Origin of the sequence: Oligoflexus tunisiensis (genome assembly GCF_001748245.1) — a bacterium.
Taxonomy (GTDB): domain Bacteria; phylum Bdellovibrionota_B; class Oligoflexia; order Oligoflexales; family Oligoflexaceae; genus Oligoflexus; species Oligoflexus tunisiensis.
Genome location: NZ_BDFO01000001.1, coordinates 1,366,770 through 1,392,246 on the forward strand (window position 1 = coordinate 1,366,770; position 25,477 = coordinate 1,392,246).

27 protein-coding genes and 1 pseudogene are annotated in these 25,477 nt (G+C 51.6%); 14 read left to right on the top strand and 14 right to left on the bottom strand.

What is annotated here, in order from left to right; genetic code table 11:
* The first annotated feature begins 157 nt into the window (after positions 1-157).
* From OLTU_RS05945 to OLTU_RS05960, 4 genes are all read left to right on the top strand, one after another.
* On the top strand, positions 158-832 hold the full coding sequence (locus OLTU_RS05945; protein WP_141731840.1) for a hypothetical protein: 675 nt from the start codon (positions 158-160) through the stop codon (positions 830-832).
* A gap of 196 nt (positions 833-1,028) precedes the next feature.
* Complete coding sequence (locus OLTU_RS05950; protein ID WP_141731841.1) at positions 1,029-1,418, top strand: hypothetical protein; 390 nt, start codon at positions 1,029-1,031, stop codon at positions 1,416-1,418.
* 36 nt (positions 1,419-1,454) lie between these two features.
* The gene (locus OLTU_RS05955) at positions 1,455-1,895 is read left to right on the top strand and encodes a hypothetical protein (protein WP_141731842.1); all 441 of its coding nucleotides are present in this window, start codon (positions 1,455-1,457) and stop codon (positions 1,893-1,895) included.
* 12 nt (positions 1,896-1,907) lie between these two features.
* Positions 1,908-2,345: a hypothetical protein gene (locus tag OLTU_RS05960; protein ID WP_141731843.1), complete on the top strand. Its 438-nt coding sequence runs from the start codon at positions 1,908-1,910 to the stop codon at positions 2,343-2,345.
* 69 nt (positions 2,346-2,414) lie between these two features.
* On the opposite strand, the gene OLTU_RS05965 is transcribed toward OLTU_RS05960, so the two are convergent.
* On the bottom strand, positions 2,415-2,900 hold the full coding sequence (locus OLTU_RS05965) for a cupin domain-containing protein (RefSeq protein ID WP_218109865.1): 486 nt from the start codon (positions 2,898-2,900) through the stop codon (positions 2,415-2,417).
* Between the two features lie 228 nt (positions 2,901-3,128).
* Entirely contained in the window at positions 3,129-3,710 is a 582-nt protein-coding gene (locus tag OLTU_RS05970) for an RICIN domain-containing protein (RefSeq protein ID WP_141731845.1), read from the bottom strand.
* A gap of 274 nt (positions 3,711-3,984) precedes the next feature.
* Between OLTU_RS05970 and OLTU_RS05975 the strand changes: the two genes are divergently transcribed.
* Positions 3,985-5,385, top strand: coding sequence for a tetratricopeptide repeat protein (locus tag OLTU_RS05975; protein ID WP_141731846.1), 1,401 nt, complete (start codon positions 3,985-3,987; stop codon positions 5,383-5,385).
* Between the two features lie 53 nt (positions 5,386-5,438).
* Here the strand turns inward: OLTU_RS05975 and OLTU_RS05980 are convergent, their stop codons facing one another.
* On the bottom strand, positions 5,439-5,792 hold the full coding sequence (locus OLTU_RS05980; RefSeq protein ID WP_141731847.1) for a DUF1428 domain-containing protein: 354 nt from the start codon (positions 5,790-5,792) through the stop codon (positions 5,439-5,441).
* Positions 5,793-6,103: 311 nt separating this feature from the next.
* Positions 6,104-6,775 (bottom strand): hypothetical protein, encoded by a 672-nt coding sequence (locus OLTU_RS05985; RefSeq protein ID WP_141731848.1) that lies wholly within the window; start codon positions 6,773-6,775, stop codon positions 6,104-6,106.
* 337 nt (positions 6,776-7,112) lie between these two features.
* Here OLTU_RS05985 and OLTU_RS05990 point away from each other — a divergent pair, with 337 nt between their 5' ends.
* Complete coding sequence (locus tag OLTU_RS05990; RefSeq protein ID WP_141731849.1) at positions 7,113-7,502, top strand: hypothetical protein; 390 nt, start codon at positions 7,113-7,115, stop codon at positions 7,500-7,502.
* A 178-nt stretch (positions 7,503-7,680) separates the two neighbouring features.
* Positions 7,681-8,169: a hypothetical protein gene (locus tag OLTU_RS05995; RefSeq protein ID WP_218109866.1), complete on the top strand. Its 489-nt coding sequence runs from the start codon at positions 7,681-7,683 to the stop codon at positions 8,167-8,169.
* Positions 8,170-8,303: 134 nt separating this feature from the next.
* Here OLTU_RS05995 and OLTU_RS06000 read toward each other — a convergent pair whose 3' ends face one another.
* From OLTU_RS06000 to OLTU_RS06015, 4 genes are all read right to left on the bottom strand, one after another.
* Positions 8,304-9,734 carry a hypothetical protein gene (locus OLTU_RS06000; RefSeq protein WP_141731851.1) on the bottom strand — a complete coding sequence of 477 codons (1,431 nt, stop codon included), beginning with the start codon at positions 9,732-9,734 and terminating at the stop codon, positions 8,304-8,306.
* A gap of 244 nt (positions 9,735-9,978) precedes the next feature.
* On the bottom strand, positions 9,979-11,106 hold the full coding sequence (locus OLTU_RS06005; RefSeq protein ID WP_141731852.1) for a DUF3421 domain-containing protein: 1,128 nt from the start codon (positions 11,104-11,106) through the stop codon (positions 9,979-9,981).
* Between the two features lie 195 nt (positions 11,107-11,301).
* The gene (locus tag OLTU_RS06010; RefSeq protein ID WP_141731853.1) at positions 11,302-11,985 is read right to left on the bottom strand and encodes a CDP-alcohol phosphatidyltransferase family protein; all 684 of its coding nucleotides are present in this window, start codon (positions 11,983-11,985) and stop codon (positions 11,302-11,304) included.
* A gap of 23 nt (positions 11,986-12,008) precedes the next feature.
* Positions 12,009-13,301 (bottom strand): MFS transporter, encoded by a 1,293-nt coding sequence (locus OLTU_RS06015; RefSeq protein ID WP_141731854.1) that lies wholly within the window; start codon positions 13,299-13,301, stop codon positions 12,009-12,011.
* Positions 13,302-13,497: 196 nt separating this feature from the next.
* Between OLTU_RS06015 and OLTU_RS06020 the strand changes: the two genes are divergently transcribed.
* Positions 13,498-14,382: a sterol desaturase family protein gene (locus OLTU_RS06020; protein ID WP_141731855.1), complete on the top strand. Its 885-nt coding sequence runs from the start codon at positions 13,498-13,500 to the stop codon at positions 14,380-14,382.
* On the top strand, positions 14,369-15,262 hold the full coding sequence (locus OLTU_RS06025; RefSeq protein ID WP_141731856.1) for a phosphatidate cytidylyltransferase: 894 nt from the start codon (positions 14,369-14,371) through the stop codon (positions 15,260-15,262). Before OLTU_RS06020 ends, OLTU_RS06025 begins: the two co-directional genes overlap by 14 nt.
* A gap of 51 nt (positions 15,263-15,313) precedes the next feature.
* Here the strand turns inward: OLTU_RS06025 and OLTU_RS06030 are convergent, their stop codons facing one another.
* Together OLTU_RS06030 and OLTU_RS06035 are read right to left on the bottom strand one after the other, a co-directional pair.
* Positions 15,314-16,168 (bottom strand): ribonuclease HI family protein, encoded by an 855-nt coding sequence (locus tag OLTU_RS06030; RefSeq protein ID WP_141731857.1) that lies wholly within the window; start codon positions 16,166-16,168, stop codon positions 15,314-15,316.
* Between the two features lie 6 nt (positions 16,169-16,174).
* Positions 16,175-16,882, bottom strand: a complete 708-nt coding sequence (locus OLTU_RS06035) for a lytic transglycosylase domain-containing protein (RefSeq protein WP_176736373.1) — start codon at positions 16,880-16,882, stop codon at positions 16,175-16,177.
* A gap of 403 nt (positions 16,883-17,285) precedes the next feature.
* Here OLTU_RS06035 and OLTU_RS06040 point away from each other — a divergent pair, with 403 nt between their 5' ends.
* From OLTU_RS06040 to OLTU_RS32615, 3 genes and pseudogenes are all read left to right on the top strand, one after another.
* Positions 17,286-18,170, top strand: coding sequence for a hypothetical protein (locus tag OLTU_RS06040; RefSeq protein ID WP_141731859.1), 885 nt, complete (start codon positions 17,286-17,288; stop codon positions 18,168-18,170).
* Between the two features lie 594 nt (positions 18,171-18,764).
* Positions 18,765-19,724 carry a hypothetical protein gene (locus OLTU_RS06045; protein ID WP_141731860.1) on the top strand — a complete coding sequence of 320 codons (960 nt, stop codon included), beginning with the start codon at positions 18,765-18,767 and terminating at the stop codon, positions 19,722-19,724.
* Positions 19,725-19,772: 48 nt separating this feature from the next.
* Positions 19,773-19,958 (top strand): annotated as a pseudogene (locus OLTU_RS32615) (IS481 family transposase); the annotation flags it as partial.
* On the opposite strand, the gene OLTU_RS06055 reads toward OLTU_RS32615, so the two are convergent.
* Positions 19,935-20,108: a transposase gene (locus OLTU_RS06055; RefSeq protein ID WP_141731861.1), complete on the bottom strand. Its 174-nt coding sequence runs from the start codon at positions 20,106-20,108 to the stop codon at positions 19,935-19,937. The pseudogene OLTU_RS32615 and the gene OLTU_RS06055 overlap by 24 nt on opposite strands.
* A 218-nt stretch (positions 20,109-20,326) precedes the next feature.
* Between OLTU_RS06055 and OLTU_RS06060 the strand changes: the two genes are divergently transcribed.
* Both OLTU_RS06060 and OLTU_RS06065 read left to right on the top strand, forming a co-directional pair.
* Positions 20,327-20,581 carry a hypothetical protein gene (locus OLTU_RS06060; RefSeq protein WP_141731862.1) on the top strand — a complete coding sequence of 85 codons (255 nt, stop codon included), beginning with the start codon at positions 20,327-20,329 and terminating at the stop codon, positions 20,579-20,581.
* Positions 20,535-21,020, top strand: coding sequence for a YfaP family protein (locus OLTU_RS06065; RefSeq protein ID WP_218109867.1), 486 nt, complete (start codon positions 20,535-20,537; stop codon positions 21,018-21,020). Before OLTU_RS06060 ends, OLTU_RS06065 begins: the two co-directional genes overlap by 47 nt.
* 33 nt (positions 21,021-21,053) lie before the next feature.
* Here OLTU_RS06065 and OLTU_RS06070 read toward each other — a convergent pair whose 3' ends face one another.
* The 3 genes from OLTU_RS06070 to OLTU_RS06080 form a co-directional block, all read right to left on the bottom strand.
* On the bottom strand, positions 21,054-21,452 hold the full coding sequence (locus OLTU_RS06070; RefSeq protein ID WP_141731864.1) for a hypothetical protein: 399 nt from the start codon (positions 21,450-21,452) through the stop codon (positions 21,054-21,056).
* A gap of 369 nt (positions 21,453-21,821) precedes the next feature.
* On the bottom strand, positions 21,822-23,768 hold the full coding sequence (cheB, locus tag OLTU_RS06075) for a chemotaxis-specific protein-glutamate methyltransferase CheB (RefSeq protein ID WP_141731865.1): 1,947 nt from the start codon (positions 23,766-23,768) through the stop codon (positions 21,822-21,824).
* Between the two features lie 23 nt (positions 23,769-23,791).
* Positions 23,792-25,465 (bottom strand): HAMP domain-containing methyl-accepting chemotaxis protein, encoded by a 1,674-nt coding sequence (locus tag OLTU_RS06080; RefSeq protein WP_176736375.1) that lies wholly within the window; start codon positions 25,463-25,465, stop codon positions 23,792-23,794.
* Positions 25,466-25,477: the final 12 nt, after the last annotated feature.

Here is a 25,477-nt window from a genome sequence, read left to right on the forward strand (position 1 = left end):
CAGCCCATGGGGGTATCAAGCTTCCCATGGAGAGACTATGGGGTTTGTTGGGTATCCTCTCCAGCCAGCACCATTAGATTATGCAGGATCCTCGACAATTGCGAAGCGCCGCGGAATACTGCAGGGGTGCGCTCGCAATCCGGGAAAGGAGAATTCCATGAGAATGACGATTTCCATGAGTCTGTTGTTCGCAGTTCCTGTGTACGCTCATGTTCCGTTCGTGGAAGGCCTTGATTTTCAGGATGATCAGGCCTTTGCCTTGGAGCCACCCATTGAAAAATCCTACGCGATCTATTCAAGTTTCAATAGCGCCACCGATCAGGACCGTGTGACGTTCAGGCTGTCAGAGGCGGATTTTCAGAATGAAAAAGTCGTGATGGACGCCGTGGGCCGTCCCGGCCGCAAGGTCACCTTCAACACCATCGTACCAGCCTGCGCACCCTATGTTGCAGTTCTTCCGAGCGTGGTTCTGGTGGGGCCGACACAGGATGCTCTGCCGTCAGCTGGAAAACTTCCGCTGCCCTTGCCTCTGGCCGAGAATCAAGGTGCTTATTTTATAGCTAACACAGAGCAGGGCCATGTGATTGAAGAGAAGATTACCGGGACCCGCTATTTTCAGCAGAAAAGCGCCGAGCTGATCGTGACGAGGCCTGGGGCCTATGAATTTATCGTGTGGGAACCTCAAGGTCGTGTGGCGGATTATGTGTTGGTGGTTGGGCACGAAGAAATCTTCGGTCCTAACGAAATTGCGCAGTCGCTTAAGCGTCTGGCTTATCTGCGCGAGGGTCAGGAAATTAAGGATGAAAACTGCCGCCAGGAGCTGAAACCGTAAATATTTTTGCGAAGCGAAACTTACCCATAACAGGAAACAGGACAGGGTGTGTTGAAATGTCCAACCTTTCGGACACTTTCCTGGTGGTTTCGCTCGCCCCGGCTCGACTTGCGGCGCCAATCGGCTCCTTCGCCTTCCCGTGGGAGCTGGCATCTCGATTGCAAAGGGAATTCCATAATTTTGAAGGAGTGTCTTGATGAAAATATCTGGATATCTTATGGCAGCAGCCATGTTCGCAATGAGCGGCCTTGCTCAGTATGCTGAGGCATGTACGATGGCGCCTGTTAATCTTGACGAGCAGGCTCGCGACATGCAGAGATATGTGGCCACGGCCTTGAAAATCGAACCAACCGCTATGACCAATGTTGAAGTAAGAGATGCTACAGGGGACTACATTTGGTCGGACCCCATGTGTCCTGAAGGGTTGAGGGCCAGCGCAACCTTCGTCGTCCGACCGAAGGATCCAGCCGAGAGCTGCACGATCCTGGTTAAAGTTTCCAAAACGGAACCGACCGGGCTCAGCAAAATTCCCGTCAAGCATGAAATCAAGATTGAAATCGTTCAGCAGGAAAAATGCCGCGAATAAACTGAACCGATAAATCAACAAAATTTGGGAGGCCTTATGAAACTCATATTGACAGTCGCCATGATGACTTTTGCATCCTCACCGTCCTTCTCCGCCGATCTCAGCAAGGCCAATCTCTATGACTGCCAGGGACGCAATACGCAAGTCTCATTTTCAACCTCCAGCTTGACGGGAGAGCCTCAACTTCACCTCAGCGGGAGTCCTTTTGCAGGACAGAAACTCACCGCAACTGAATTGGAGGAAACCAGGATGGGCTATCAGGCTTCTGTGTCCGTTGCCAATATCTATGATGCGTCGATCGACTATACCCTGATTGTTCCCGTTGTGATGACCACCAGGGGCCAGACATTCCAGGTCAATGGTGTGCTGATCAAAACGTCAGCAGGCGGGCTTATCAGTCCTGAAAGCATTCCTGGGCCAGTCCAGCAGAACACCCTAACAGCATTAAGATGTCGTGCCACTCTAGTGGATTTTTGAGAGGATAAACCTATGATGACAGCTGCAGGAAAGTCTTTGTTCACTATCGCTTCGCTGGTCTTTGCACACTCAGCCATGGCGTCCTCGGTTGCAGGATACGTTACCAAGGTCGTGGGGGATTGCATGCCTGGGTCGGCCAGCTGTACGACTTTACCCGTTGAAACTGAAGTACTCGTAATGAAAGGAAAAGTGAAAGCACCTACAAATTCAGCCAGCTTAGCCGTCGAAAATCTGCTCCAGTCGGAAAACCTTTGGGCCAGAATCAAAACGGATTCGCAGGGTCATTATTCGACTGATATCGAGCCTGGAGTTTATACTCTGTTTGCTGTGTTTGGTGACAGAGCCTATTTGAATTTATTCACAGGTGCCGGCGACTTCTGGCATGTGAATATTGAGGACAGCAAAAACTTAAGGTTTGACATTGAGAATACCGAAGAAGCGTATTTTTAGAGATAGCATCGCCCATACTCGTCGTATCCGCTCAGGTAGCGGACGAGAGGTTGGGCGATATTACCATCATCACTCGCCAGAGTTATTCCTGGGATCATCAAGAGGGTTGATATAGGTAATGCCCCAGGGTCCGAAAGCATTGATCTGCACCACAGTCTCTTCCTTGGTCATAATATAATGAGCATGTTGTGCCGGCAGGAAGGTAAATCCACCCGCTGGGATGCTGATAAGGTCCGAAGTGAGGAAGACTTCGCCGAACCCGACCGCGAGGCTCCCTGAAATTACGGTGAGGGCTTCATCCTTAGGGTGAAAATGGGGCTGGATGCTATAGCCCGCTGGAAATTTCACCCTGAACGTAAAAGGGGCTGCTGCACTAATATCGCCTTGCAAGATGGCAATCTGCGCCCCCTCCGGCAAGGAAGCAGGACCCGGAAGCCAACTGATCTCCTCGGGACTGATGGTCGAGTGCGAAGGTTCCTGAGGAGCAGTCGAAAATCCGGATGATGAGGCGAAAAAGCTCATACTCGCAGCCAGCAGGAAGGAGGGTATTTTCATTGTATTTCCTTTCTTTCTTCGGTGGAAACTGCCTCAGCATAGCAGATGAAGATGTTTTTTAAAGGGCGTGAAGCTGAATTAAAGGTAAGGAACGCGGGATTTTCCGCACATGAATATGCGTGGGTAGCCATCAGATTTTGAGAGCAGCAGCATCGTGCCAATCGGTGTGAACGAGAAGGGTACGCATTTCGTCGCGGTAGGCCTCAACCTTTCGGTTGAAGCCAGGCGCTACAAATCGTGATTAATGGGGTTGATTATGACTCTCTGCGTCTCGTTCCGAAGGCAGTCGAACAATTCAACGCCAAGCCGATCGTTCGGTTGATTGGTTTCGATTTGCAGGCAGCGTTTGCTGTTGACGTGAACGAGATAAAATGAGTCTTTCCCTGCACTGCTTTTCTCAAAGAGTTGCGAATTGGCACTCAGGCATGGGGCTTGAGTAATCGGAGTGCCATTTTTTGTGCCGAACTGTGCGGCTGCAAGGCACTTCCCTGTCAAAACATTTTGGAGCTGATAACCACCGGGCTTCGATAGGAGCATAAAGAGTTGACGATCGGACTCATTGCACGAAACCTGGATGGCACGTGCTTCATCATCTGCTCGACCGCCATCGATCTCGATGCACTTCCTGCTGAAACTGAACTGAATCAAATGGGGCAGTTTCTCTGGACTTACGTCTTGAGTTGAATCTTCGGTCGTGATCGGCTGCTTGGCTCCCTCGTCAGTGGAAGGATCCAAGGTCTGTCTGCCGCCGCATGCTGGAAACAGCAAGGCTGCAGAAGCTATTGATATTGCAAGCATAATTGGAGTCATGCCCACTGTGCTCCTATTGGAATTCGGTCTGCTCCTCGATGCATCAAATGGACCACGGAATAGCCCGATTCAAACCCAGCAAATATCAGCAAGTTACGGGATTTCGGTCGACTATGGGCTTGGGCAACCCATGCCCAAGGCGCGGCGCTGTCTAAACTTTCTTCAGGAGAATCGCGGCCTATTTCGGGAGGTGCCGCTGGTACATTTCAAGCCTATCGAAGTATGATGGACTTGGATCTGTGATCACGAAGATCTATTTTGCGGAGCGAAACACATGGCCTCTCTCGTCAGATTCTCGCGTCCATTATCCTCCATCGCTTTCGTCCTGTCTTTTGGTTTTAACCTCATCCTCTTCGCCGAGGTCGATCCCACTCAGCTTGATGCCAGGCTTCGCAATATCGATAAGCTTCTGGAAAAAAAGGACTGGGAAGGCTCATACGGAGAAATCGTTCGCCTGGAAAAGGAACTCGGTTCGCCAGACTATGTGAAGGGATTCAACCTCTATTCCAGGGCTCTGCGGGTGACCCATGCACTGAACAGAGGGGAGGAGACGAGGCTCTATCTCGACCGACTCAAGGCTCTCGCGGACCTGGAGATCTCACGCTGCAAGGATGATGGATGCAAAGCCTATTATCACCTGAATATGGCTAATCTCTACGCCGACGTCGAACAATTTGATGCGGCACTGGAGTTCTATCGGAAGGCCAGGGCGATAGGTCCGCGGGACGACCATTGGCTGAGGCACTTGGATGGTAGCATCCAAAACGTGGAAGCCAAAAGTGAGAAAGCGCTGAGGCGTCAGGAGTTCCTGGCTCAACAGGCACGCATCGACTTTGCGGAGCTGAAGGAAAGCGAACTTCGCCAATTCTATTCCACGCTCAAGCGGCCTGTGGCTCCTGCCACAGAACGGCCACTGGTCGAAGAGGATTTCGTAGGTTATGTCAGCGAACGGGGCAACGTCTTTCCCGTCCTTTCGATCCCGGGCCTCGATCCCTTGACCTTGAGCAACTCGCGGGCGCAGCTGGATTCCCTTCTTTGCACGTCACTGAAAACCTCCACTCTCCAATCACGAGTGTCCTCCCACGCGGTCGAAGACCAATTCATGTGTGGTGAAAGACCTGGCCTTCCGCTCGAGACCCCCGCGTCCTTTGCCAAAAGCCTGGTCCTTTGCAGTCGTGGTCGACACGTGGTCAAGGCAGGGAATGCGGATCGTCGCGATGCCAAGGTCATCAAGTCATCTCTGAATGAGCAGCGTTCCAAGCATTTGCATCCATCCCTGAATACAAAGAATCAAAGGGTCGAAGCTGTGGATATCACGTCGCTCGAGACCAGCGCGGACGCGAACCTCTACTTTGTCGAGGAAACCCTGACGGGCAGGTTCTGCTCCTCCTTGCCAAGGCCGTTGAAAGGCCTAGGGGATCTTGCGATCGCTTCCATCGTGCGGGTGCACAGGGCGGAAAAGGTACAAATCCTCTGGCAGAACAGAAGTCTCTACTGCGGCGGAGAGAGAAGCTACGGTCTGAATGTAAGCTATCAAGGAATGCTCCCTATCGAAGGGGACCGAAAGCTCATATTCCTGGATCATATTGGATATGAAGGCCTCGAAAACTGCGTCTATGAGCTTATGGGCGACAGACTCGAGCTCCGCTCCTGTGGCGTTGGTGGTGGGTGTTGAGGTCTCCCTCGGGTCTGTGACAGAGGCCGAAAAAGAACTCACACCGGCGCCGTTCAAACTTCGAGAATAGGCTTGAAGCCCCCCCAAAACATCCGCTTGCCATCGAAGGGCATGGACTCCGGAGCCATATTCATACGCGGATCTTTCATTGCTACGTCCCAAGCCTTCTGACGAGTCGCCTTATCGGGCCAGACGCAATAGGCAGCGACGACAGTTTCATTTTCGTTGGCCTGGACCGCGCGATAGTAATCTGTAACATTTCCTCGCGGGACGTCGTCTGCAAGAGCCTCGCAGTAGTGAATCATGCCATGCTCCTTCATAACCGTCGCGAAAACTTCTGCCTGGGCTTTGTACTCAGTCTCTTTGCCCTTTGGAAGTGGCAAACAAAAGAAATCTACATAGCTCATGTGGTTCCTTTCTTATCATTGATCCGACGGAATGACTGAGAATCCTGTGATGACTTCTCAGCTGGAATCACGCTAGCACAGATGACAGAATGCAGCCATACGAACAAACCGACTAACTTTGCTCAATCCTTCCTGCTTACAGGCCAACATGGCTTCCAACTTTTCTACGAAATGAATTGACATCGATCTGAGAGTTCACCGAGCGCAAATGCATCAAGAACTCCTCGGGGAGTGAAGATTTGAACAGGACGTGCAGCGGCCCGGGAACAGCAGCTGAATGTTCCCGGACGTCAGGATGAGACAGAAATCGGTCACCGCTTCAAAAAGCCTGCCTTGGCTTCCATGTTGACCCAAGCGGTATCATCTTCAGCCTGGGGATCATTGCTGTTCTTTCCATACATGCATCGGGTCAGCGAGTGGTAGCCGTAATAGAAACTCTGAAAGTTTTTCTTGTAGGCCTGGTGATAGTATGGATTCGTGTGGCTGTAGTAGAGGCCTCCGTGGTGGATCATTTTTTTGTAAAGAGGCCGTATCCAGTAATAGTAGATGTAGTTGAAGTCACCGCGAGTCGGATAACCCCAGCCGTATTTTTTGGGCTTGCCGTAAGAGTCATAAGTCGAATGATAGAGCTTGTCCAGGACATGGTAGAGATAGGCCGCGTAGTAGGTCAGTTCATAGGAATAGTAAGACTGCTGAATGGCCTGAGCATGCTGCTGCATATCATAAAGCTGCTGATGCATGTCCTTGTACCAATCCATGGATGGGGTGTTGGTGCTGGTCGTGTCAGGAGTGGGCCGCGCCTCCGGTTGTTCGATAGCAACGTCCTCCGCATCGGGCACCTCGCCTTCCGGGATGTCTTCATCCACGTCCTCGGAGACAGCGGTGTCTGGCACTTCCTCGGCAGGGGAAGGCGCGGGGATGGCTCCATAAGCGTTTGCATGCAGGGATCCAGCCAGAATCAGGGTTGTCAGAATGATTTTCATGTTGCAGTTCCTTTCGAAGAAAAGCTCTTTGTCCCTACGCCCGAAACTAGTTCATTCGAAAGGCCGCGTCTCATGATTTGGGCTTGGAAGTCCTGAAATGAAATGATGCGAAATTGCAGAGAAATGATAAGGCGAAGCGGAGTGGGAAAAATTACTCCTGCAATGGAACTTTTGTGGATGAGCCTGATCTCAACTTCAACCTGTTTCAGCAGGAATCAATGGATAATGTTGGCAAATTGAAAACAGCAAAAACAGGAAAGGCAGCTATCGCATGGCTCAACTCCTGCGTTCATCGTATGAAGGACCCAAAAGGGTTTCATCGAAAAAGGAGAATCTCATGCCATGTTTATCACAAGTCAATGCCCTCCCAGGGCGCCGCTGGATCCTGTTGGCTTTTCCCGTGATGCTCTCCCTCAGTCATCCTGCTGTTGCCGACTATAAGCAGGAGTGCACAGACTACCTCAACGATTTCAAGCTTTGCATATCCTATAACTACGATAACGGTCACGCTGCAGCCAATGCCCACAACCGTGGAAATCGAGCCGTGCGCTCCAAGCTGACCCTGTATGACGTCGGCTTCGACTGGCAGAAGAAGGAAGAGAAGCTGTTTTCCGGGCAGACCTGGTGGGGTTTCTCCCGATACGTTGGGACACCAGGAACCTTCTGCGCTCAGCTCGATGCCGCCCGGACTTTGGTCATATGCCACCCGTTTCTGCCAGAGCACTGAATTCCGCTCGCTATGTCATTTAGTTGTGATTGCAGGCAACTGAAAAAGGAAAGCTGCTGCCAAAATATGAGAATAAAAATTCATTTCCCTACGTCCTAAATTTATAGCGATAACACGTCGCCATTAAATCAAAGGGTAGTCCATGCTGTTCTCCAGGAAATCTCTCGCTTTGCTTGGTATGGTCTCTGCGCTGGCCGTTTCAGCTCAGGCTTCGACACTTATTCCGCCTGAAGATTTTAAGAATCTCTCCTACTATTCACATTGCAATCTCAGTAGCGGTGCTTGCATCATTTCTGTGGATAAGGACTATGCAGTCCTTACGATAGACCCGAGTGGGGCGGCCATCTGTGATATTGTTATCCGCCCGGCAGGTTTCAGACTGGCGTCCTATGCGGAGCTTTCGGGTCTGCACCGCATCACACCCTATCTCTACCGCAAGGATAGACGCTTACAGTATAAGTTCGTGCCGATCGAGCAAGCGGATGGTTCGTTCGCCCTCTCCATGACAGCCCAGAGAGGCACCGAGCCCCTGCAGGGACTTTATCTGAAAAGTCCCGGAGGGCAGACCTTGGGTGATTTCCTGAGCAGCCACTTCAAGGCTTTCGTGGAACCTTATGGGCACATCGGGTTGATCGCTTTTCCCACCTTCTGTACGGAGGTCAACTGAGCTGACTTTGGTACGATGGATCACTCCCAATCCGAACCTGAGGTCAGGACCATTTTCCAAGCGAATTGCGCCTCAAGACGACAGAATCGGACGGTGAACATTAACCCCAGGCTCCCGCGCCTGGAGTCTGTTGATCACTCTGCGCCCTCACCACCATCTTCCGTCGGCGGTGGTGGCTGCACAGCCTTGATGCTCAGCTCAGCTTCGGCTTCCGCTGATCCCACGTAGGTATAGACCCAGTCCACATTCTGAACAGGAACAGAACACCCCGAGGCATCGAAACCGCTCATACAGGCTTCCCCCGAAACTGTTCCACTTTCACCCACAGTCGTGAGACGTTTGAAATCCTTGAATAGCTTCACGACACCGCTGTATCCCTGCAGAACATCGATCGTACCGGACGTGCTTCCATCCTTGATGCTGCGGATCTGTCCCACCGGATTGAAGTTCAAATAGCTAGTGGAATACTCGTTATAATAGGCCATGGACGTGACACCGCGGATGGCCTGGGTGGGATCCTCTTTCACATAGTAAAACGTGACCCGGGCGCTGAAGGGCTGATTGCCCAGAGACCCGTCCGTTCCTGGAATGCCGTTGGTCGAAAGAATGTAAGTCTCGCGCATCACGGTTTCGCTTTCCCGGGCCAGGATGGGTGCGAATTCAAGGAAACCCGGCGCGATACGGCGGCCTTTGGCGTCGTCTATCTGTCCTTCCACCCAATCACTGGTGTTTGTGTCCATGGTGTTCGGGAACTGAGCGGCCCCTTTGATAAAGTTCGCATGATCGAAGGCCAGGACCATTTTATAGGGAACCTCGTTCTTCAGATCATCTTCTGTGATTTCGAAGGGATGCTGCAGGAAGAAGGTTTTGCCACCGTTGGGCAGGAAGAACAGACCTTCCTCGGAAGGGCCTTCTGTCATCGTAGTGCTTTTGCCAGCGTAGGTGACGTCCAAACCAGTCTTGTTGTTGGAATAGAATTCGGTGACGTTCTTGGTATAAAGAGTTTCTCCATTGTTAAGGAGAACCTTCGCGTTGACTTTAAAGGTGCGGAAGAAATTCACGATTACCGCTTCGTAAGTACCAACATGAGTATCCGTGTAACTCACGGTCCCGACCAGGTCCTTCAGAGACCCAGGGGTCATGAAGTCGGTCCAACCCGTGAAACTCGCAGCCGAAGGATCCGTGGGAACGAAGGTGTCATAGTCCGCGAAATCCTGGGAACTAAACAGGCTGAAGGGGCGCTCGTTACAAGCGTCGCCGGTTGAGCCATCCGATCTTCCGCAAAGCTCCATGGAGCTGATGCGATACTTGAGTGCTGTGATGCCATCGGCCAGGCTATGCCCAAAAATTTCGGAGCTATCGGTGACCAATTGAGGTGCTTTCACGCCCAGCAGCTGCATATTGCGCTGAAGACCCAAGGATTCATCTTCGATGGCGAGCGCATTGCCCAGAGCCATCGTACTCATCGTTCCGCCTTTGCCTTCGTCGTCACTTTTCTTGCTGCACGACACAACCAGCACGGCCAACAGTGCCAGGTTCACCTTCACACCGCTCCGAACCATCATGTTACATCTCCCTCTATATATGAGAAAAAATTCTCAGAGGGTCTATCGCCTGCCCACAAAAAAACTTGAATTATTGCAGGTCACTGCCCAGCAGCCCCAGCTCTGTTTCAGAAATGTATGTCTTTAATTTGGCGACACTATTACAGAATTTTCCGGGAAAGGAGGGACGGCAGGCATGCGCATATATCGCACGCCTCTGGCGTTCACACGTACCATTTCTCTCGGTTAGGCGCGAATCAGACGCTTAAGGCGGTGGAATCGATCGACTGTCCATGATTTTCCTGGCTGCGTCCGCCTTCCAGCTAAGCACCTGATACGATGGGGTGACTTCGACTCCATCATCATAATAAAGATGAGCGCAAACTGTGGCTCCGGTCCGTATCACCCCAGGCACGAGATCGCCTGGAGGGCCGTTACCTCTTTGTCCCCGACATGTATACTGAGGCTTGCCATTGACGTCAGTTCCCGAGGTGACAGCCCGGGCTGATATGGAGCCGCCTGAGCCAGCCACCCACTCAAAGTAATCGTCAAAGCTCCCCTGATTGATCACCAGAACATCACTCTTCCGCAGCATGGTCCTGGCATCCATACTCTGCGATAGGATAATATTCGCTCCGTTCGATGTTGTGAGGCACATGGATCTGCTGGGATCGGCATAATGATTGATTAGCTTGCCTGGAATGACCTCATTGTTGGTATAGACCCGGCAGAGATAGAGACTTGTCGTCCCATCGTAGTCAATCCCAGAGAGGATAGCCGTACCAGGGACCCTGGCTCCATCAAGCGCAAGCCACTGCAGAACGGAAGCGCTGACACCAGCTGACTCCTGATGCTTGACTCCAGCGCTGTCCTGTACAGTCAGGAAAAATTTGACATTCATCCTCTGGTCGCGCACCTCTGCGAGGGTAGGCGCCTTAAGACTGATCACCACATGCCACTCCGGATTGAGAGGCAGCTCGGACATAGTCACAGTCAGGCTGCTCGCCTCCGGTGCCTGATAACTCCAGGAATAGGAGGCAAAAGACGCAAGATCGATCTTGTTATTGCTCGTCTGGTCACGCAAGGCACAGTTGGTTTGTGACTCGGGATTGGTATCCGTTGGCGCCTTTGTTTCCGAACAGACCAGGTAGGAACCTGAAATATTATTGGGCGGGTTCACACCCTCTTCCGCAGCATCGGTTTCCATAACCATGGGTACAGGCTGTGTCGCCGTTTCCTGAGGAACAGGCGTTTCCAGCTGCTCGGCTTCTGTATTCGGAATGGCCTGATCAAACCCCTGACCGTTCAGCAAAGGGGCTTTATTAATAGTAGCACGGCTGCAGGCGGCACCTGCCACGACAATCGCCATGTAATAACAGAGGTGTTTCAGCACCGCTGGCTCCTCAAAACAAAAGGGAAGGATAGCTATGTATCGGTCATATCAGGGCACACCTGGAACGTCTGCAAAATAGGGACATGATACTGGACTGTTACAGAGAAAAATAACTGCGAGACCAGAGACCGTCAAATTCTTACTGAAAGTCATGATCAGGACAGCCTTAATGCAGCGATTCCTGGGAACCGGCCATCACCGTCTGTTGGCCAATTGTGCGAAGGTATCCCGTGCCACCGACCAGCAACTTTTCAACGTGATCATCGTAATCGCCATGGCCCAGAAATCCAGAATCGCAAACGGTTTCTGAAAAAGAGTGAAACTCGCATAGCCCCAGTGGGATGCAATGCCTTGGACGATGAGTATCCAAAACATTGTGATCAGAACGCCTGCACGACCGGCAAAAGTTTGGTAACCATATTTTCCGGCCGCCACGGCCTGAGCATGGAAGAGCCGCAGATAGGACGAGAGCAGCAGGGCAATGGCGCATACGAAACCAGGATAGGGATTCAGCGGATTGGCAAGGCCTATGGCCACGGGCAGGATAATGTCCGCCAGGCGATCCACCACCTTGTCCAAATAGTCCCCTTGTGGACTGGCGAGACCCTTGCGTCTTGCCAGGATTCCGTCGAGGAGGTCGAAGACCAGGTTCAACCAGACAAAGGCGGCCGCCAGCAGAAGACCAACGCCGCCACATGCAATCAAGCTGGCTGCGATGATGGCAAAGAGCAAGGATATGAGCGTCACTGTATTTGGATGCAAAGGATAAACAATGCGCAGCAGAGCTTCGAGAAGCTTTTGAAAGAGGGCTGCCCCCTTCACCCCCAGATAAGCGCTGTAGCCGTCCTTGTGCTGATGACCATCCTGGTTCTTCGACATGGATTCCTCCTGCGTGGGAGCCTTCAGGCGCTCATATTTCCATCTTCTCCAAGGGGGAAGACATGGTTTATAAATGTCAACAATGCCAGGGCCAGCAAGAGGCAGCTGGCAAATGCACCTGTCAGCGCAAACCAGGCCACGACTCTGTCATCGGCCGCAAAGGATGGAATGATCAGGCTCACCAGCATCATGCCAAGCAGAAAGGCAATGAAGGTGGTGGCCGAGATCAGGGCCGAAAACAGCCCACGCCAGCGCAAGTCGGGGATGCTATGCAAACCATAGCTGAAGGATGAGGTAAAAAAGGTGCTAAAGCCGATGCCCAGCAGAAATATCGTTGGATACCAAAGTCCTTTCTGAAAAAGAATATCGAGGCCCAGTCCACTCAGGGACAGCACCATCAAGACAAGACTGAGTTGCATGATCCGGACTTCGTGCCAGCGCCGCATCGCTGTTTTCCTGAGGACTATGATTCCAAGGACGGCACCCGCAGTATTTGCCAGGATGGACAGGACTGTGTCTCTGAGAGGATGGCCCCCAGTTACATCCTGCCGGAAAAACAAGAGGAGACTCGGCATGGTCATGGCTGGCAACAGGGCGAACGTTCGCATCACGAGATAGAAATGGAATCTCAGCATGGGTCTATCCAGCTGCATCAGACGCTTTTTCAGACCATGGCGGCTGCCATGCGTCACCGAACGGGGCAGGGATGTCTCTTGAATGGCAGTGGAATTGAGCCAGGTGCAGCTGAGAAGCAGAAGACCAAGCATGCAACTGACCGGAACCAGCTGCAGAGAGGGACCGATCCTCAGCGTGTCGAGCAGCCCATGGTCCAGGAGCATTCCAGCCAGGAGAGGCCCGGCCAGCGATCCCAGCAAGGAAAACTTGGTGAGCCAGGTCGAGGCGAGCAGATAGGAACCGCTCGAAAAATTATCAGGGATCAGAGCCGAATGACTGGATTCAGTCATGGAGATGCCGCAAAAAATTAACAGCCCCACGATCGTCAGAGTGGATTTGTCATCGATCCAGCTGCTGGCGACGATGCCCGATAATGTTATCAAGGTTCCCAATATCATGAAGAGGCGCCGCCGGTATATACCGAGGGGCAGAATGTCGCCAAGGTAAGCCGACCCGAGGAAAACAGGCAAACCCGCTGCCAATGAAACCACAGAGATATACGATAAATAAGCGGCCTTCTCTGTGTTGCCAAAGACCTGGCTTACGACCAGAGGCAGGAGGATCGTCTGGATGGATACGCGGGTGGCTGTCGTGCCGAAGCGCGAGACGGTGTATTTCCACATGCTGGAACTGTGGCTCACGCTGGGTTGCCTTCCTGGTCGGGCTGGATAGGGTGTCTGAAAATTCTGAGCCTTATCGGAAAAACCTCAAGTAACTTGAACTTCGTTCAAAACATGAACGCTTCCTTATGTTTCGATTGATCTTATAAGGCATTCCTCACATCGCCGAAGGCGGGAGCCGATAAGGTGTGATCTTTACTCCAAAAGGAATAGGTCGTTGGTCTCAAATCTCGTCATTTACGCGGCATTACTCATTTTCGTCACGCTTGTGATGTGCGAGATCCATTTCACGCGAAAGCAGAATCGAACCTATCCCTGGGCCGAAAGCCTGGTGTCGGTCTCCATGATGGTCTGCATGTATGTTGTCTTCAACCTGAAGCGATCCTCCTTCAGTACTTTCTATGAATCCGTCCATGCTTATCGCCTGTTGACCTTGCCCATAAGCGAGCCGCTGAATGTGATCGTGCTGTTCTTCGCCTTCGAATTCGTCTATTACTGGATGCATCGCTGGGGGCATGAATACCGCTGGTTCTGGGCCAGCCACAGCGTGCACCACTCGTCTTTTTCCATGAGCTATTTCACGTCAGTCAGGCTCAGCCTCACAGGTTTCATTTCGCTGAACTTCCTGTTCTTCTTTCCCTTGTATTTGATCGGATTCTCACCGCAGTCGGTGGCGCTCATGTATTCGGCCAATCTTGTCTATCAAGGCTGGGTGCACACGGATACGATACCCAGGCTGCACCCCTGGTTTGAATATGTGTTCAATACGCCCAGTCATCATCGGGTTCATCATGCTACGAATCAGGAATATCTCGATAAGAATTATGGGGGTGTCTTGATTGTTTTCGACCGCTGGTTCGGGACTTTCAAGGAGGAACAAAGTGATATCGTCATCCAGTATGGTTTGGCGGGTAAGCAGCGGTCATTGAATCCCTTCCGGCTTTTCTTCCAGGAATGGATCGCAATCATAGGGGATGTTGTGAAAGCGAAGAATTGGACGGAACGTTGGCATTTTGCCTTTGGCAGGACTGGGTGGAAGCCCGGGAGCGAGGTCGCGAACAGAATGGGAATTCACGAAGAGAAGTCTGATGTGGCCTCTTAATCCCGACATTCTGAATTTCGGTTATTTCTGTGTTGGCTTCGTGATCTTCATGCGTCTTGCGACGCTGCGCAGCTCCTTCGATCGCACGCGGATCGTGTCGCAGATCGTCATGATCTTCGTGATGTATGCGATACTCGCCGCGCCCCTGGCCGTGACCGTCGCTTTTTGTGGTCTGGCCACGCTGCAGATCCTGCGGGAGGTCTTTGCCATTTTCGATGCCAGGGAGCAGGTCCTCGGCAGAACCCGATCTCTGAAAATATTCACAGGTATGCTGCTGCCGTTCTTCGCACTGGCCTATGTCCTGGACATGCGCTATGCGCTGTCCTTGGCGATCGCCTACCTGCTTGGTTTGACCCTGATCGTCCTGGCGGAACCCGACGTGTCCAGGGCCGTGGGGAAAGTCTTCGCGGCTTTGCTCCTGCTCTTTGTCGCTGCCTCGCTGGGTCTTTTGGGTTTCCTGCGGGGAACGGAGCAGGGTGACCGCTATGTTCTCTACGTTTTCTTTCTTACCAACACCTGTGATGCCTTTGCCTTTCTGGGCGGCAAGATCCTGGGCAGGAATCGCTTTCTGAAGCATATCAGCCCCAATAAAACCGTCGAAGGTTATCTGGCAGCGGCCATCGCCGGTGCCCTGTTCAGCTGGATTTACAGCAGCATCCTGCATCTCCCCCTGCCTCTCTGGGCGATGCTGTTGCTTGGGATCATCTGGGGCGTTTTCACTCAGGTTGGGGATCTGTTTGCGTCGCTCTTCAAACGCTTTCTCGGGATCAAGGACTACGGGACGCTCATTCCTGGACACGGCGGCGTGCTGGATCGTTTAGATAGCCTGCTGATCACGCTTCCTTTATCCCTCCTGGTCCATATTCTGTTCTTTCAATGAGCGATGTGCGCAGTGAACTGTTCATTTGGTGCTGAATGCCCGTATATTTCTTTACTTTCTTTTATCTCGCATACTGTTGGCCATCTCCAAATCAACCAGGACCTTACGCAAGGGCAGATCACTCTGTAAGCCTCGAGCTGCCCAGCGGAGAGCTTGGAGCAAAAGTTTTTTCCTCGCGTCTTCGCTGAGATCTTTCGTCAGCACATCCGAGTTTAATGTCGATAAAAACGCCTGTTCCAGGTTGGCAAACCCGGCAAGAGTTTGGCTTAGTTTTTCCAGGCTTATACGCGAAAAAGCGTCTGTTCCTCCCACCTTCAGTTTACGCAGATCACCAAAGCCAGCCTTGGCACCCAGCTTATTCAATTTCGCAATAGAGGCAGCCGAAGGGATCTCAGCGTCTCCTGCGCTCGGCGGCGCCGGTATCGACCCAACAACCGAAATGCGTTCAACGCCCAGTTGCCTATCCATCTCCTCATTGGCAATGCGATCAGCTTCCGCATTCTGTTCGCGCGGAATCCACTGAATTTGCCATCGCGGGACACTCTGTAAAGCTTTTAGGACCTGCATTCTGAGTTCACTCATCATCGCATGCTTGGCCTGCCACTCGCCAGTGACCTGCATGACCACCAGTTTGCTATCACCCAGAAACTGGACTTGAGTCAATCCAAGTTCCCTGGCCAGCTCAATCGCCATCAAAAGACCGCGATACTCCGCCTCATTATTAGTTGCCGATTCCATGAAGCAGACCCGCTCGCGACCGCCTTCATAATCCGCAAAGGCGGCTCCAGCAGCGGGGCCTGGATTGCCTCGCGATCCACCGTCGAAAAAAATCTTCACAATGTTTGTCAGCAAGATTTCGTCCTTATATTCGAACCCTATTCGCAGCATAAACTTACTACACTTCATCAATGTTCAGCCATCACCGAGTAAAGCCTCCTGGTGTTCGATAATAATAGCCGCGGCAATGACTTTCGCGGCGTAATCATTGAGATGACCCTGGGCAATAAGCAGCCATCCATCACGGATCTCTGTTTCACGGATCACGTCTGCCACATGAGTCGGTCCCTGATTATACGCTGCGAGTGCCAACAGCCAGTCGTTAAACCGCTCATAGTAGTCTTTTAGAATCTGGATCGCAGCCTCGGTGGCTTTTTCTGGATTCAGGCGCTCATCATTTTTGCCAGCGACTGAGAGATCATAGGCTGCAGCCGTGTTCCTGGTGATCATCCAAAGACCGGCCCCATTCCTGTGAGGAGGGTGATTTTTATAACCGGTCTCAACCATCGGAATCGCTGCAAGTTCCAAAGGCAAGCCGGATTTCTCAAGCTGTGGCAAAACTATGGACTGGTACCTTTCCATCCGGTTGAGCTCCTGTTTGAGTCCCTCGACCTGCGCCGGCTGGTTCAGCAGGAAACTCAATCGTTTCATTACGGGTCGGGTCAGTTCAACGGGGAAATCCCCCCGCGAACTCTGCTCTACCAGAGCCTGGATCTCATCCTTCGAGATTTTGGAGCTTCCACTTTCCGCGGCCTGCAGATGCGGACTTTGCAAGGATAGGAAAAGGACAAGCGGGGCACTCGGACAAGCCCCCGAAATCCTTTTGTAGATGCTACAAAACATGTTCCGTCTCCTTATCATATGAGCGCATGCCAGCCTGTCGAAGGCTGTCCTATTCCTATGCAAGACTCAGGACAAAATTGGAATTTGCATCCAGGCGAGCTCATCGAAGAACGGCTGAGAGACCCTCAAAACGAGTGATGCGACCTCGGCCTGCGATCCCCGCCACGCCCGAGGTGCTCCATTCCATGAAAATGTTCATTGGGCACCTGCCTTTGCGACGCTTCTTCTTGAAAATTCGACCCTTTCTTTTCCGCCAAGAAACCCAGCATTGGCTAACAATTTCCGCAGCTAGCGCAGGCCTCTTACCCAGACTTCCTCAAAAATTATTGGTCTGGGTATTCATGGATGCCCTATCAAATTCCGACATCATATCACGAGTCGTAAACCTCAAATGGGTACTATTATGAATTTGGTATTTATATTAGTAGTTGTCGCTTTAGTTTCGAGTTCTGCTTTCGCTGAAGTCGTGAAATTAAAAAACGGGAGCGTTCTGAAAGGCGTCATAGTTGAAATGAATCAAACCGACTTAATCATTGATACCGCAGAAATGGGTCGAGTCACTGTGAAGCGATATACGATCGAAAAAATTTCTGATAATGCCGAGAGCCAGCCAAGTGCCGCCGGAACTGTTATTAATGTCAACAATAGCAACCAGGTTGAACAGACAAACAACCAGGTGAATAATCAGACCACGGATTCAGGCCAAGTCAAGGACGAGGCTCGCCGCTGGCGCCAAGGTATCCAGGGCCGCTTCAACATTTCTCAGGAATCGGTCGATTTCAAGCGTGAGGCTGAGGTTTTCGATTATCCAAAAAGCTATACTGGCGTGAATTGGGACCTGATTGGCTTTCGCAGCGAATCCTGGTGGGCTATCTACTTTGAGGTTTCATCCCAGAGTATGACTCAAGATGATGTGGACTATCGCGTAGGTGGAGGCATGGTTCGGTTGGATTGGAACGCCATCAAAAGCGTCAACGGGGATACATTGAGCCTTGCCTACTTCGGGGTTGGTTTTGGTAGTGGATCGTTTGAAGCAGAAACCACGGACTTGAACGGCAGCAAAACGTCTGTAAAATTTTCCGGGCCTCGGGCTACCCTACGTCTGGGTTACGATTATTTCTGGGGTAAATACTGGGGACTTTCTGCTTTTGCTGCTGCGCATAGAGCAACTTTCAATAAAGTTACTTATCAAATCGACGGGATAGATGTTTCCGACGATTCGATGGATGAAGTCAAGGCGAACAGTACCTCCTTCGGTTTAGGTCTGCTCTACAACATAGATCTTTAACCTTCACTGTCCTGTAGCACAGCGTCGGCTGCTTTATTCACGGCTGGCGCGGCTTGCAATGCTGTGCAGACATCTGTTTCCTGCGATTGGTGGCGGCCGAATCCATCCGGAGATCCCTATCTTAGGATGCTGGCTGAGGATCCACACTCGGAGCCAAGCCGATGAAGATTGCTATGCGCAGATGATCCGAATATCTCTTCGTCTGTGAACCACTTTTTCACTGGTGCCGGTTTTTCCAGCAGATGACCAGGAAGTCAAGGCTGCTTTTCTCCCCGTCCCTTCATCCACGACGCGACGGAACACCAGTCGAAGGGTTGGATGAGTAACGGGCAGTGCAAGGCGGACTCGGACCGAGCATCCCTGGCGCTGCCTCTCACTATCGGCCGCATGAAGCGGGTGGCATCTCCTCCCAGCAATCCCAGTTCTCCTTTCCTGTAAGATTTGAGAGTTGGGCTGGCTCGGACTCTCTGAATTCTTGAATCGATGCGCCAAGGGACGAAGCTTTCACTTCTATTCAGAAAGAATTGCCTCGAACTACAGAGGGTCCAGCGCGAGGCCGATAAATTAGGTAGCACACATCAAACTGGAGAATTCATGAGACTCGCCTGTCTCGGATTGATCTTTGTCGGTCATATAAGTTGTGACAACTCGGGAACAACCTTTTCCGCAAACACTGTCGCTATCCATCCAGCGGAGTCGCTGGGCGAAGACGCTCTCGCGGAGCAGAACGGAGCGATTCGTCCGTATGAAAGCAGTGACCAGGATGCCATGGAGGCCCAGGTTCTTCCTCCTGCGGACAGAAGTGACCCTTCCTCGAGTCCAGCGGGAACGGAAATTAGCAGCGCGGCCATGAGCGACGAGTCTGCCGCAGGCCAAGAGTCCTCAAGCAGCAGTGGAATGCCGACCCCCGAAGTGGCCGGAACTGGTTCATCGCCACCCACAGCGGAACCTCTGGATTCGAGTCCGATCTTGGAAACTGCTGCGACGACTGTTCCCAGCTCCAGCGCTGCAACCACCAATACGGAAACATCAACGGCGAGCTCGGCTCTGCCTTCTGAATTTAAGGTTGAAATCTTCAACAATGGCACCATCTCAGCGACCACAGGCAGCACATCGAAAATTGGTGAATCCGAATTAAAGGGCTGCCACGATTATTTCAACGGACAGGGTAAAATTGTGCCCTACACGTCAGGCGGCAAGGTTAACCTTGGGCCCGATGATATTCTGGCCTTAAAAGTTAAGGGCAATAACCAGGAGGTTATCGTCGACCTCGCTCCGGCCAACGTTGGGGCATACTACAAAGTCAAAGGCATTTGCCTCTTCCTAACTGGCAATGATGCGCGCGCGATCGTCTCGCTGCAAGGCACCAGTCTCGAGCGGATCTGGAATCGGGCCCTTGGCAATGGGGCCCTGACCAGTATTGAAATCATGGCGGATTCAAGCGTCGGAATTTTCGAGTTTTCAACCAACGGTAATGGATCCCAACTGATTGTCACCGGTGCGGGGGCATACACGTGCCCGACTTCGTTCCCCGAGATTTCATGTATGGAGTAGTTGCGATTGCGAAGCTAACAGCGATTCGTGAAGCCGGGTGAAGTTTCCCCGGCCTATGGTCAGGTCAGAGCAAGCAACGAGCTTCGAAAGCGCGGAGTGTTTGTTTCACCAGCTGGAGTAGGCTGTGCATGGATGCGAAGCAATCTTGAGACCTGTAAGAAACGCTTGAAAGCTCTGGAAAAGAAGGTTCAGGAGGAAGGCATAATCCTGTCAGACAGCCAAGCCACCGCGCTGGTAGTCATTGATCCAGGATCCCAAGGCTGGTTGGCTTATCCCAAGATCCTTTGTCACATCGGAAGCCTTCATTCCCTTCTCAGTGACCAGCTTTACCGCTTCAATCTTGAATTCTTTAGTATAGCGCTTTTGCTTTTTCTTGTCGGCCACTTGTCACCTCGATGTAAGGGCTATCCACCCATTATACATTCCCGGTGTCCGATATTCTGAGGAACTTCAGTTCCCGTCGGCCTGATCCGATTCCGGCCTTAGGGATTCGTCAAAAATCAGGTCACGACAGCTAAAAATCTGAAAGCCAAAGATCTGCCGAAAACGCGACCGAAAAGAGAAACCATATATATTCTGATTATATCCGTGAAGGAACCGTTATGAGCAAGGTTATTGCAGTATTTGGCCTCTTGGCCTCTTATGCCAGTGTGCAGGCCGAAAGCCGCTGGGATCGTATCGAGGTCAGCCAAGACTTCATCAATGAGATCGGTGACAATGAATCCAATCGACCCAAGGTCGACATCGACATCAAGGTTGACATCGAGCCCCAAGGCAAACAGCACAAGGAAACCTTCTATCGGTATAAATTTGGTCTCCGCGACCCACTATGGCCCGAGGATCAAGTCACATGTTAATGATGCCTTCGCCCACGCGAGGCAGCCTGATGCCACAGCAGGCCAGGGACCGATTACGGTGACCCTGACCTGGGGTAGCCAGCCTAATATCGACCTGCACGTTTTCGAGCCGAATTCCCATGTTTATTATTCGAATCGGTCTGGCGAAGTGGGTTTCCTCGATGTCGATGATACCAATGGCTATGGGCCGGTGCATTATTACTCGACCTGCGAAAAGCTCATTGAAGGCCGCTATGACGTGAAGCTGAACTTTTTTTCCGGTTCGGGATCAGACGTCGCCAACGTCACGATCGAAGCGGGAACCGAAACCTTTACCAGTTCGGCCGTTGTTTCGACTCCCTCGGGCAGCGCCGGCAATGCCAGCCCGCCTTACCATATGGGGTCTGTGATCGTCTCCAAGGACCTTCAATCAGGCGCCTACAAGTTCGAAATCAAGTAAACAGCGTAGCGGGTCTGCAGGGCAACCCGCCCCTCATTTTCCAGCTTCCCTCAGGTATTTCTCGAAAGCCTTGGGTATAGTCATCTTCCTTCCGCCTGTGATCTCGGTTGCCAAATAGAACTCACCGCCGGAATCCACTGCAAAGTCATAGACGTAATAGTCCACTTTCAGCTTCATTACCTCCCTGATCTCATGGAATTCGGGTTTTGCGAAAGGGGCGAAATCCTTGCTGGTGTCATAAGGCATGACCAGGTAGGGATAATCGGCCATGAAGTTTTTCGGCTTTCTGCCAAAGACCACCAGATAGTAAGGGGTCGGATGAGTGAAATCGTAGACCCCGCTCATGCGGGCATGCACCGGGGATTTCACGGTGCAAGCAGTTAAGATGATGGGAGCAAAAAGCCATTTTAAAGATCGTGGAACGTGCATCATGGAAATGTCCTGCCGCCAAACTGGAAACATCGAATCAATATATTATCCCATAGGGAAAAGGGAACCCTGGGCTGGTCGTTCTGGATCGTTCCATCGAAATGGATAATGCCTCGGAATCAACATGCTGCTCACCGTGGTTTCCGCATGCAGCTTGATTTAATCTGCCGTTTCCATGACTGACCCTCTAACTTTCTCTTTTCTTGATGCTCGTTTTGCCAAGCTGTCACTCAAAGGCTGGTCGGCCTTGCCCAAAGCCCAGGTCAGTCCATAGCCATTGTGGCCAAAGACCTTGGGTTTTGAGCGAAATCTTTGGTGAACTTGCGAGCTCGATTTGATGCTTGGTGCACAATGCGTTCCTTCCCCGGCTTTTCATGCCCGTTTCGGGCCCTTTTTGTCCTGTAGAAAGCGAAGCAGACTCTGAGGAATTTTGTCGAGCGGGAGCACGTGGTCCACAGCGCGGAGACGCACCGCTTCCCGAGGCATTCCATAAACGGCACTCGTGGCTTCGTCCTGGGCAATAGTCAAAGCCCCAGTATCCTTCATGGCTTTTAGACCTTTGGCACCGTCCTGCCCCATACCGGTCAAAATAATGCCAATTGCCTGCGATCCGAGCAGACGGGCTACGGATTCGAAAAGGACATCCACCGAAGGCTTATGTCGATTCACTGCCGGACCATCCTGCAGTTTTACTCGAAAGCCTTTCGGGCTGGATTCGAGTTCCATATGCAGGCCACCAGGAGCAATCAAAACCTGATCGTTATAAACGAGATCACCGTCCTCGGCTTCTTTCACATGAAAAGCACAGAGTGTATTCAGACGTTCAGCAAACGCCCGGGAAAAGGCCTGGGGAATATGCTGCACAATAAGAATAGGAGGGATTGAATCCGGCATCTGCGTCAGTATTTCAGTCAGAGCTTGAATGCCTCCCGTTGAGGACCCGATGGCCACGATCACCTGCTTGCCAATGATTAGGCTTACAGATCGTTTTTTTAAAGTTCTATCGGCCTGTACATGCTTTTTCTGTCGATGCACATGCGCGTCTGCCGCCTGGGAGACAATATCAACCAAAGTTGAGGCCGAGGTTTTCAAATCCTGAAGAGTGGGCTTTTGAATGTAATCAACGGCACCCAACTCGAGGGCTTGCAGGACCAGCGGACCCTCTTCACGGCTGACGGCGCTTATAATCACCACAGGAATCGAAAATTTCGGCAGGATCTGCTCCAGCAGTTGACAACCATCCAGATGAGGCATCTTAAGATCCAAGGTGATCACATCCGGCCGGAACCTCAGGATCGCGCTTTCCACATCCCGTGGATCACCGATAGCTGCCACGACCTGCAGTCGATCTGATTGAGCCAGAGCTGTGCTGAGCAACTGCCGAATGGTCAAGGAATCATCGACGATCAGCACCTTTTTCTTCTGATTTACAAGCTTCGGTGCTGTTACAGTAATCTTTTCGGACTTAGTCCCAGTGGATTTCAGGCCTGCCGATTCTTTGAAATAAATGGACGAGCCAAAAGGCTTCCACCGCTTCTGGTCCACGTTCAATGATTCGGAATGACCAAGGATGAGAGCTCCGTAGGAATTCAAGGCCCGATTGAAAGAACCTATGATCTCCTGGATGGTTTCCGGCTTGAAATAAATGAAGACGTTTCGGCAGAAAATAAGATCAAAATGCCCGACATCATCCTGCTCCAGTTCCACCAGATTGATCCTGGTGAACTTGATGCGCGCTTGCAGATTGTTTTTGATTTTGAACCATTTTTGAACATCACCCTTGCCTTTAACGAATCCGGAAGCATGATACTCAAAAGGTATTTCAGGCAGCCGATTGATCGGGTAGACACCATTCTTCGCCTTCTCCAGGACTTCAGTATCGATGTCCGAGGCCAGGATTTCAAAGCGGCTATCATCATGAAAATAGCGGTTTAAAACCATGGCTAGTGTGTAAGGTTCCTCACCGGTAGAGCAGGCAGCTGACCAAACGCGGAGTTTACCCCCAGGATTACGTGCATTCCATTTAGGCAAAAAAGTCTCGAGCAGGAATTTAAAATGGGCTGGCTCTCTAAAAAAATCAGTCTTGTTCGTGGTAATCTGATTGATCAGCTGCTGCCATTCGCTGTCGTGCGATGACAGAGTACCGAGGTATTGTCGGTAAGCCTTGATTGTGGGCAGTCCCAGGTCTGTAAGACGGGCTATGAGCCGGGCCCGTACCAGATCCTTCTTCATCGAACTCAAGTGGATGCCAGACAGAGACAAGATTCTCCTCTGAAAAAACGAGAAATCATCATCATCAATATCTGGCATTCCATGCATAATCAATGTGCCCTTATTTCTTGTTAGGCTGCTTCGTCAAAACCTTCATGCTGGGCAGTGGGCACCCCATCCGCGGAATGGCCAGAGGTTTTCTTAGGGCCTTTGACCGCAGCTTTCGTTGCCTTTTTGTTAGCCAAAGCCATGGCTGGACGTCTGGCAACTTGAACTGGATTCTGATAAGAGACAGTCATGCTTGCGGAACCATTGAGCAGCTGCATCAATTCTCCCACCGATGCGCGCAGGGATTCCGCCTGCTGGGACAGCTGCTCAGCTGCCGATGCAGACTGTTGAGAAGCCGATGCGTTCTGCTGAGTGACTTGATCCAACTGGCTCATGGCGCGGGTGATTTCATTGATGCCTCGTGACTGCTCCTGGCAGGCATTCGCGATCTCCCCAGCCATCGTATTGACTTCACCCACACTTCCAACCAGCTCGTCAAGGACATCACCGCAGCGCTTTCCAACCTGAATGCCGACTTCGACTTTTTGTTTGGAGGTCGAAATCATGCGTTCGACGCGCTCAAGGCTTTGCTCCAGCATATCGCTGATCTCACGAGCTGCATTGCCGCTCATTTGGGCAAGGTTGCCGACTTCTTCTGCGACGACTGCAAAACCCTTGCCGTGTTCACCAGCTCTCGCAGCTTCGACTGAAGCATTGAAGGAGAGCAGCTGGGTCTTGAAGACGATATCGTCGATAACTTTGGTCTTGTTACCAATCTGACCGATAACCTTGACGACTTCGCTAATCTCTTTGTTCGCTGCATCAATGCTATTCATAGCTTCAAGCATCTCACCGATGACCACTTTGCCTTTATTCGCAGAGGTCTGGCCTGAACGAGCGGTTTCGGCGGAACGGTTCGCGTTGTCGGCATTCTGCTTGACCATGCTGCTCATCTCTTCGATAGAGGAAGCGGTTTCCTGGAGCGAGGAAGCTTGCTCGGTGGCGCTTGAAGAGAGCTGCTCACTGGTCGACGAAATCTCGCTGGCTGCGGAGGTTACTTCATCCGCGCCGGAAGACAGCTGTCCGGAAACTCGCATCATGGTTGTGGTGATGGACGAGGAGATGAAGAGGCCAAGGAAGAATGAAGCCACGACTCCTACGCCAACGAGGATAAGGACGACTAGAGTCGCCGAATTTGCTGCACGTTCTGCCTCTGCCGACCATTTCTCTGCTTCCTTATCCTGGAATTGCTGCACTTTTTCCAAGGCTGATCGGTATGGAATTCGTACCGAATCATAATTCAATGCGAATTCATCTCGTTTCTTAAGCGCTTCTTCATCATTGGTCCGGGACATTTCCAAAGTCCGTTTAACGTATTCCGTGATCCTGCCTATATGCTCTAAGAGCGGTTGGACTATTGCGTCTTCACCAGGTTCAAAAGGAATCTCGAGATATGCTTTCTTGCCTGCTTCCATATCGTTAATGGCTTGGGCAAGGAATGCTTCCTGAACCCTAAACTCCTCCGGACTCAAGTTTGACCCGATGAGATAATTGACCATGATCTGGTATCTTCGCGTTGCATCACTGATGGCCGCCGTCGATATTAGGTTGGGCAAATTCGCATTAGCAACATGGTTGTATTTATAAACCACCTCTGAAAGTCGCATAAAGGCTATGATGCCAACAATGGCAAGAATCACAGCACAGAAGCTGAAAGCACTGATGAGTTTTGTTCGCAGACTCCAGGAATTGAACATGATGTCTCCCTT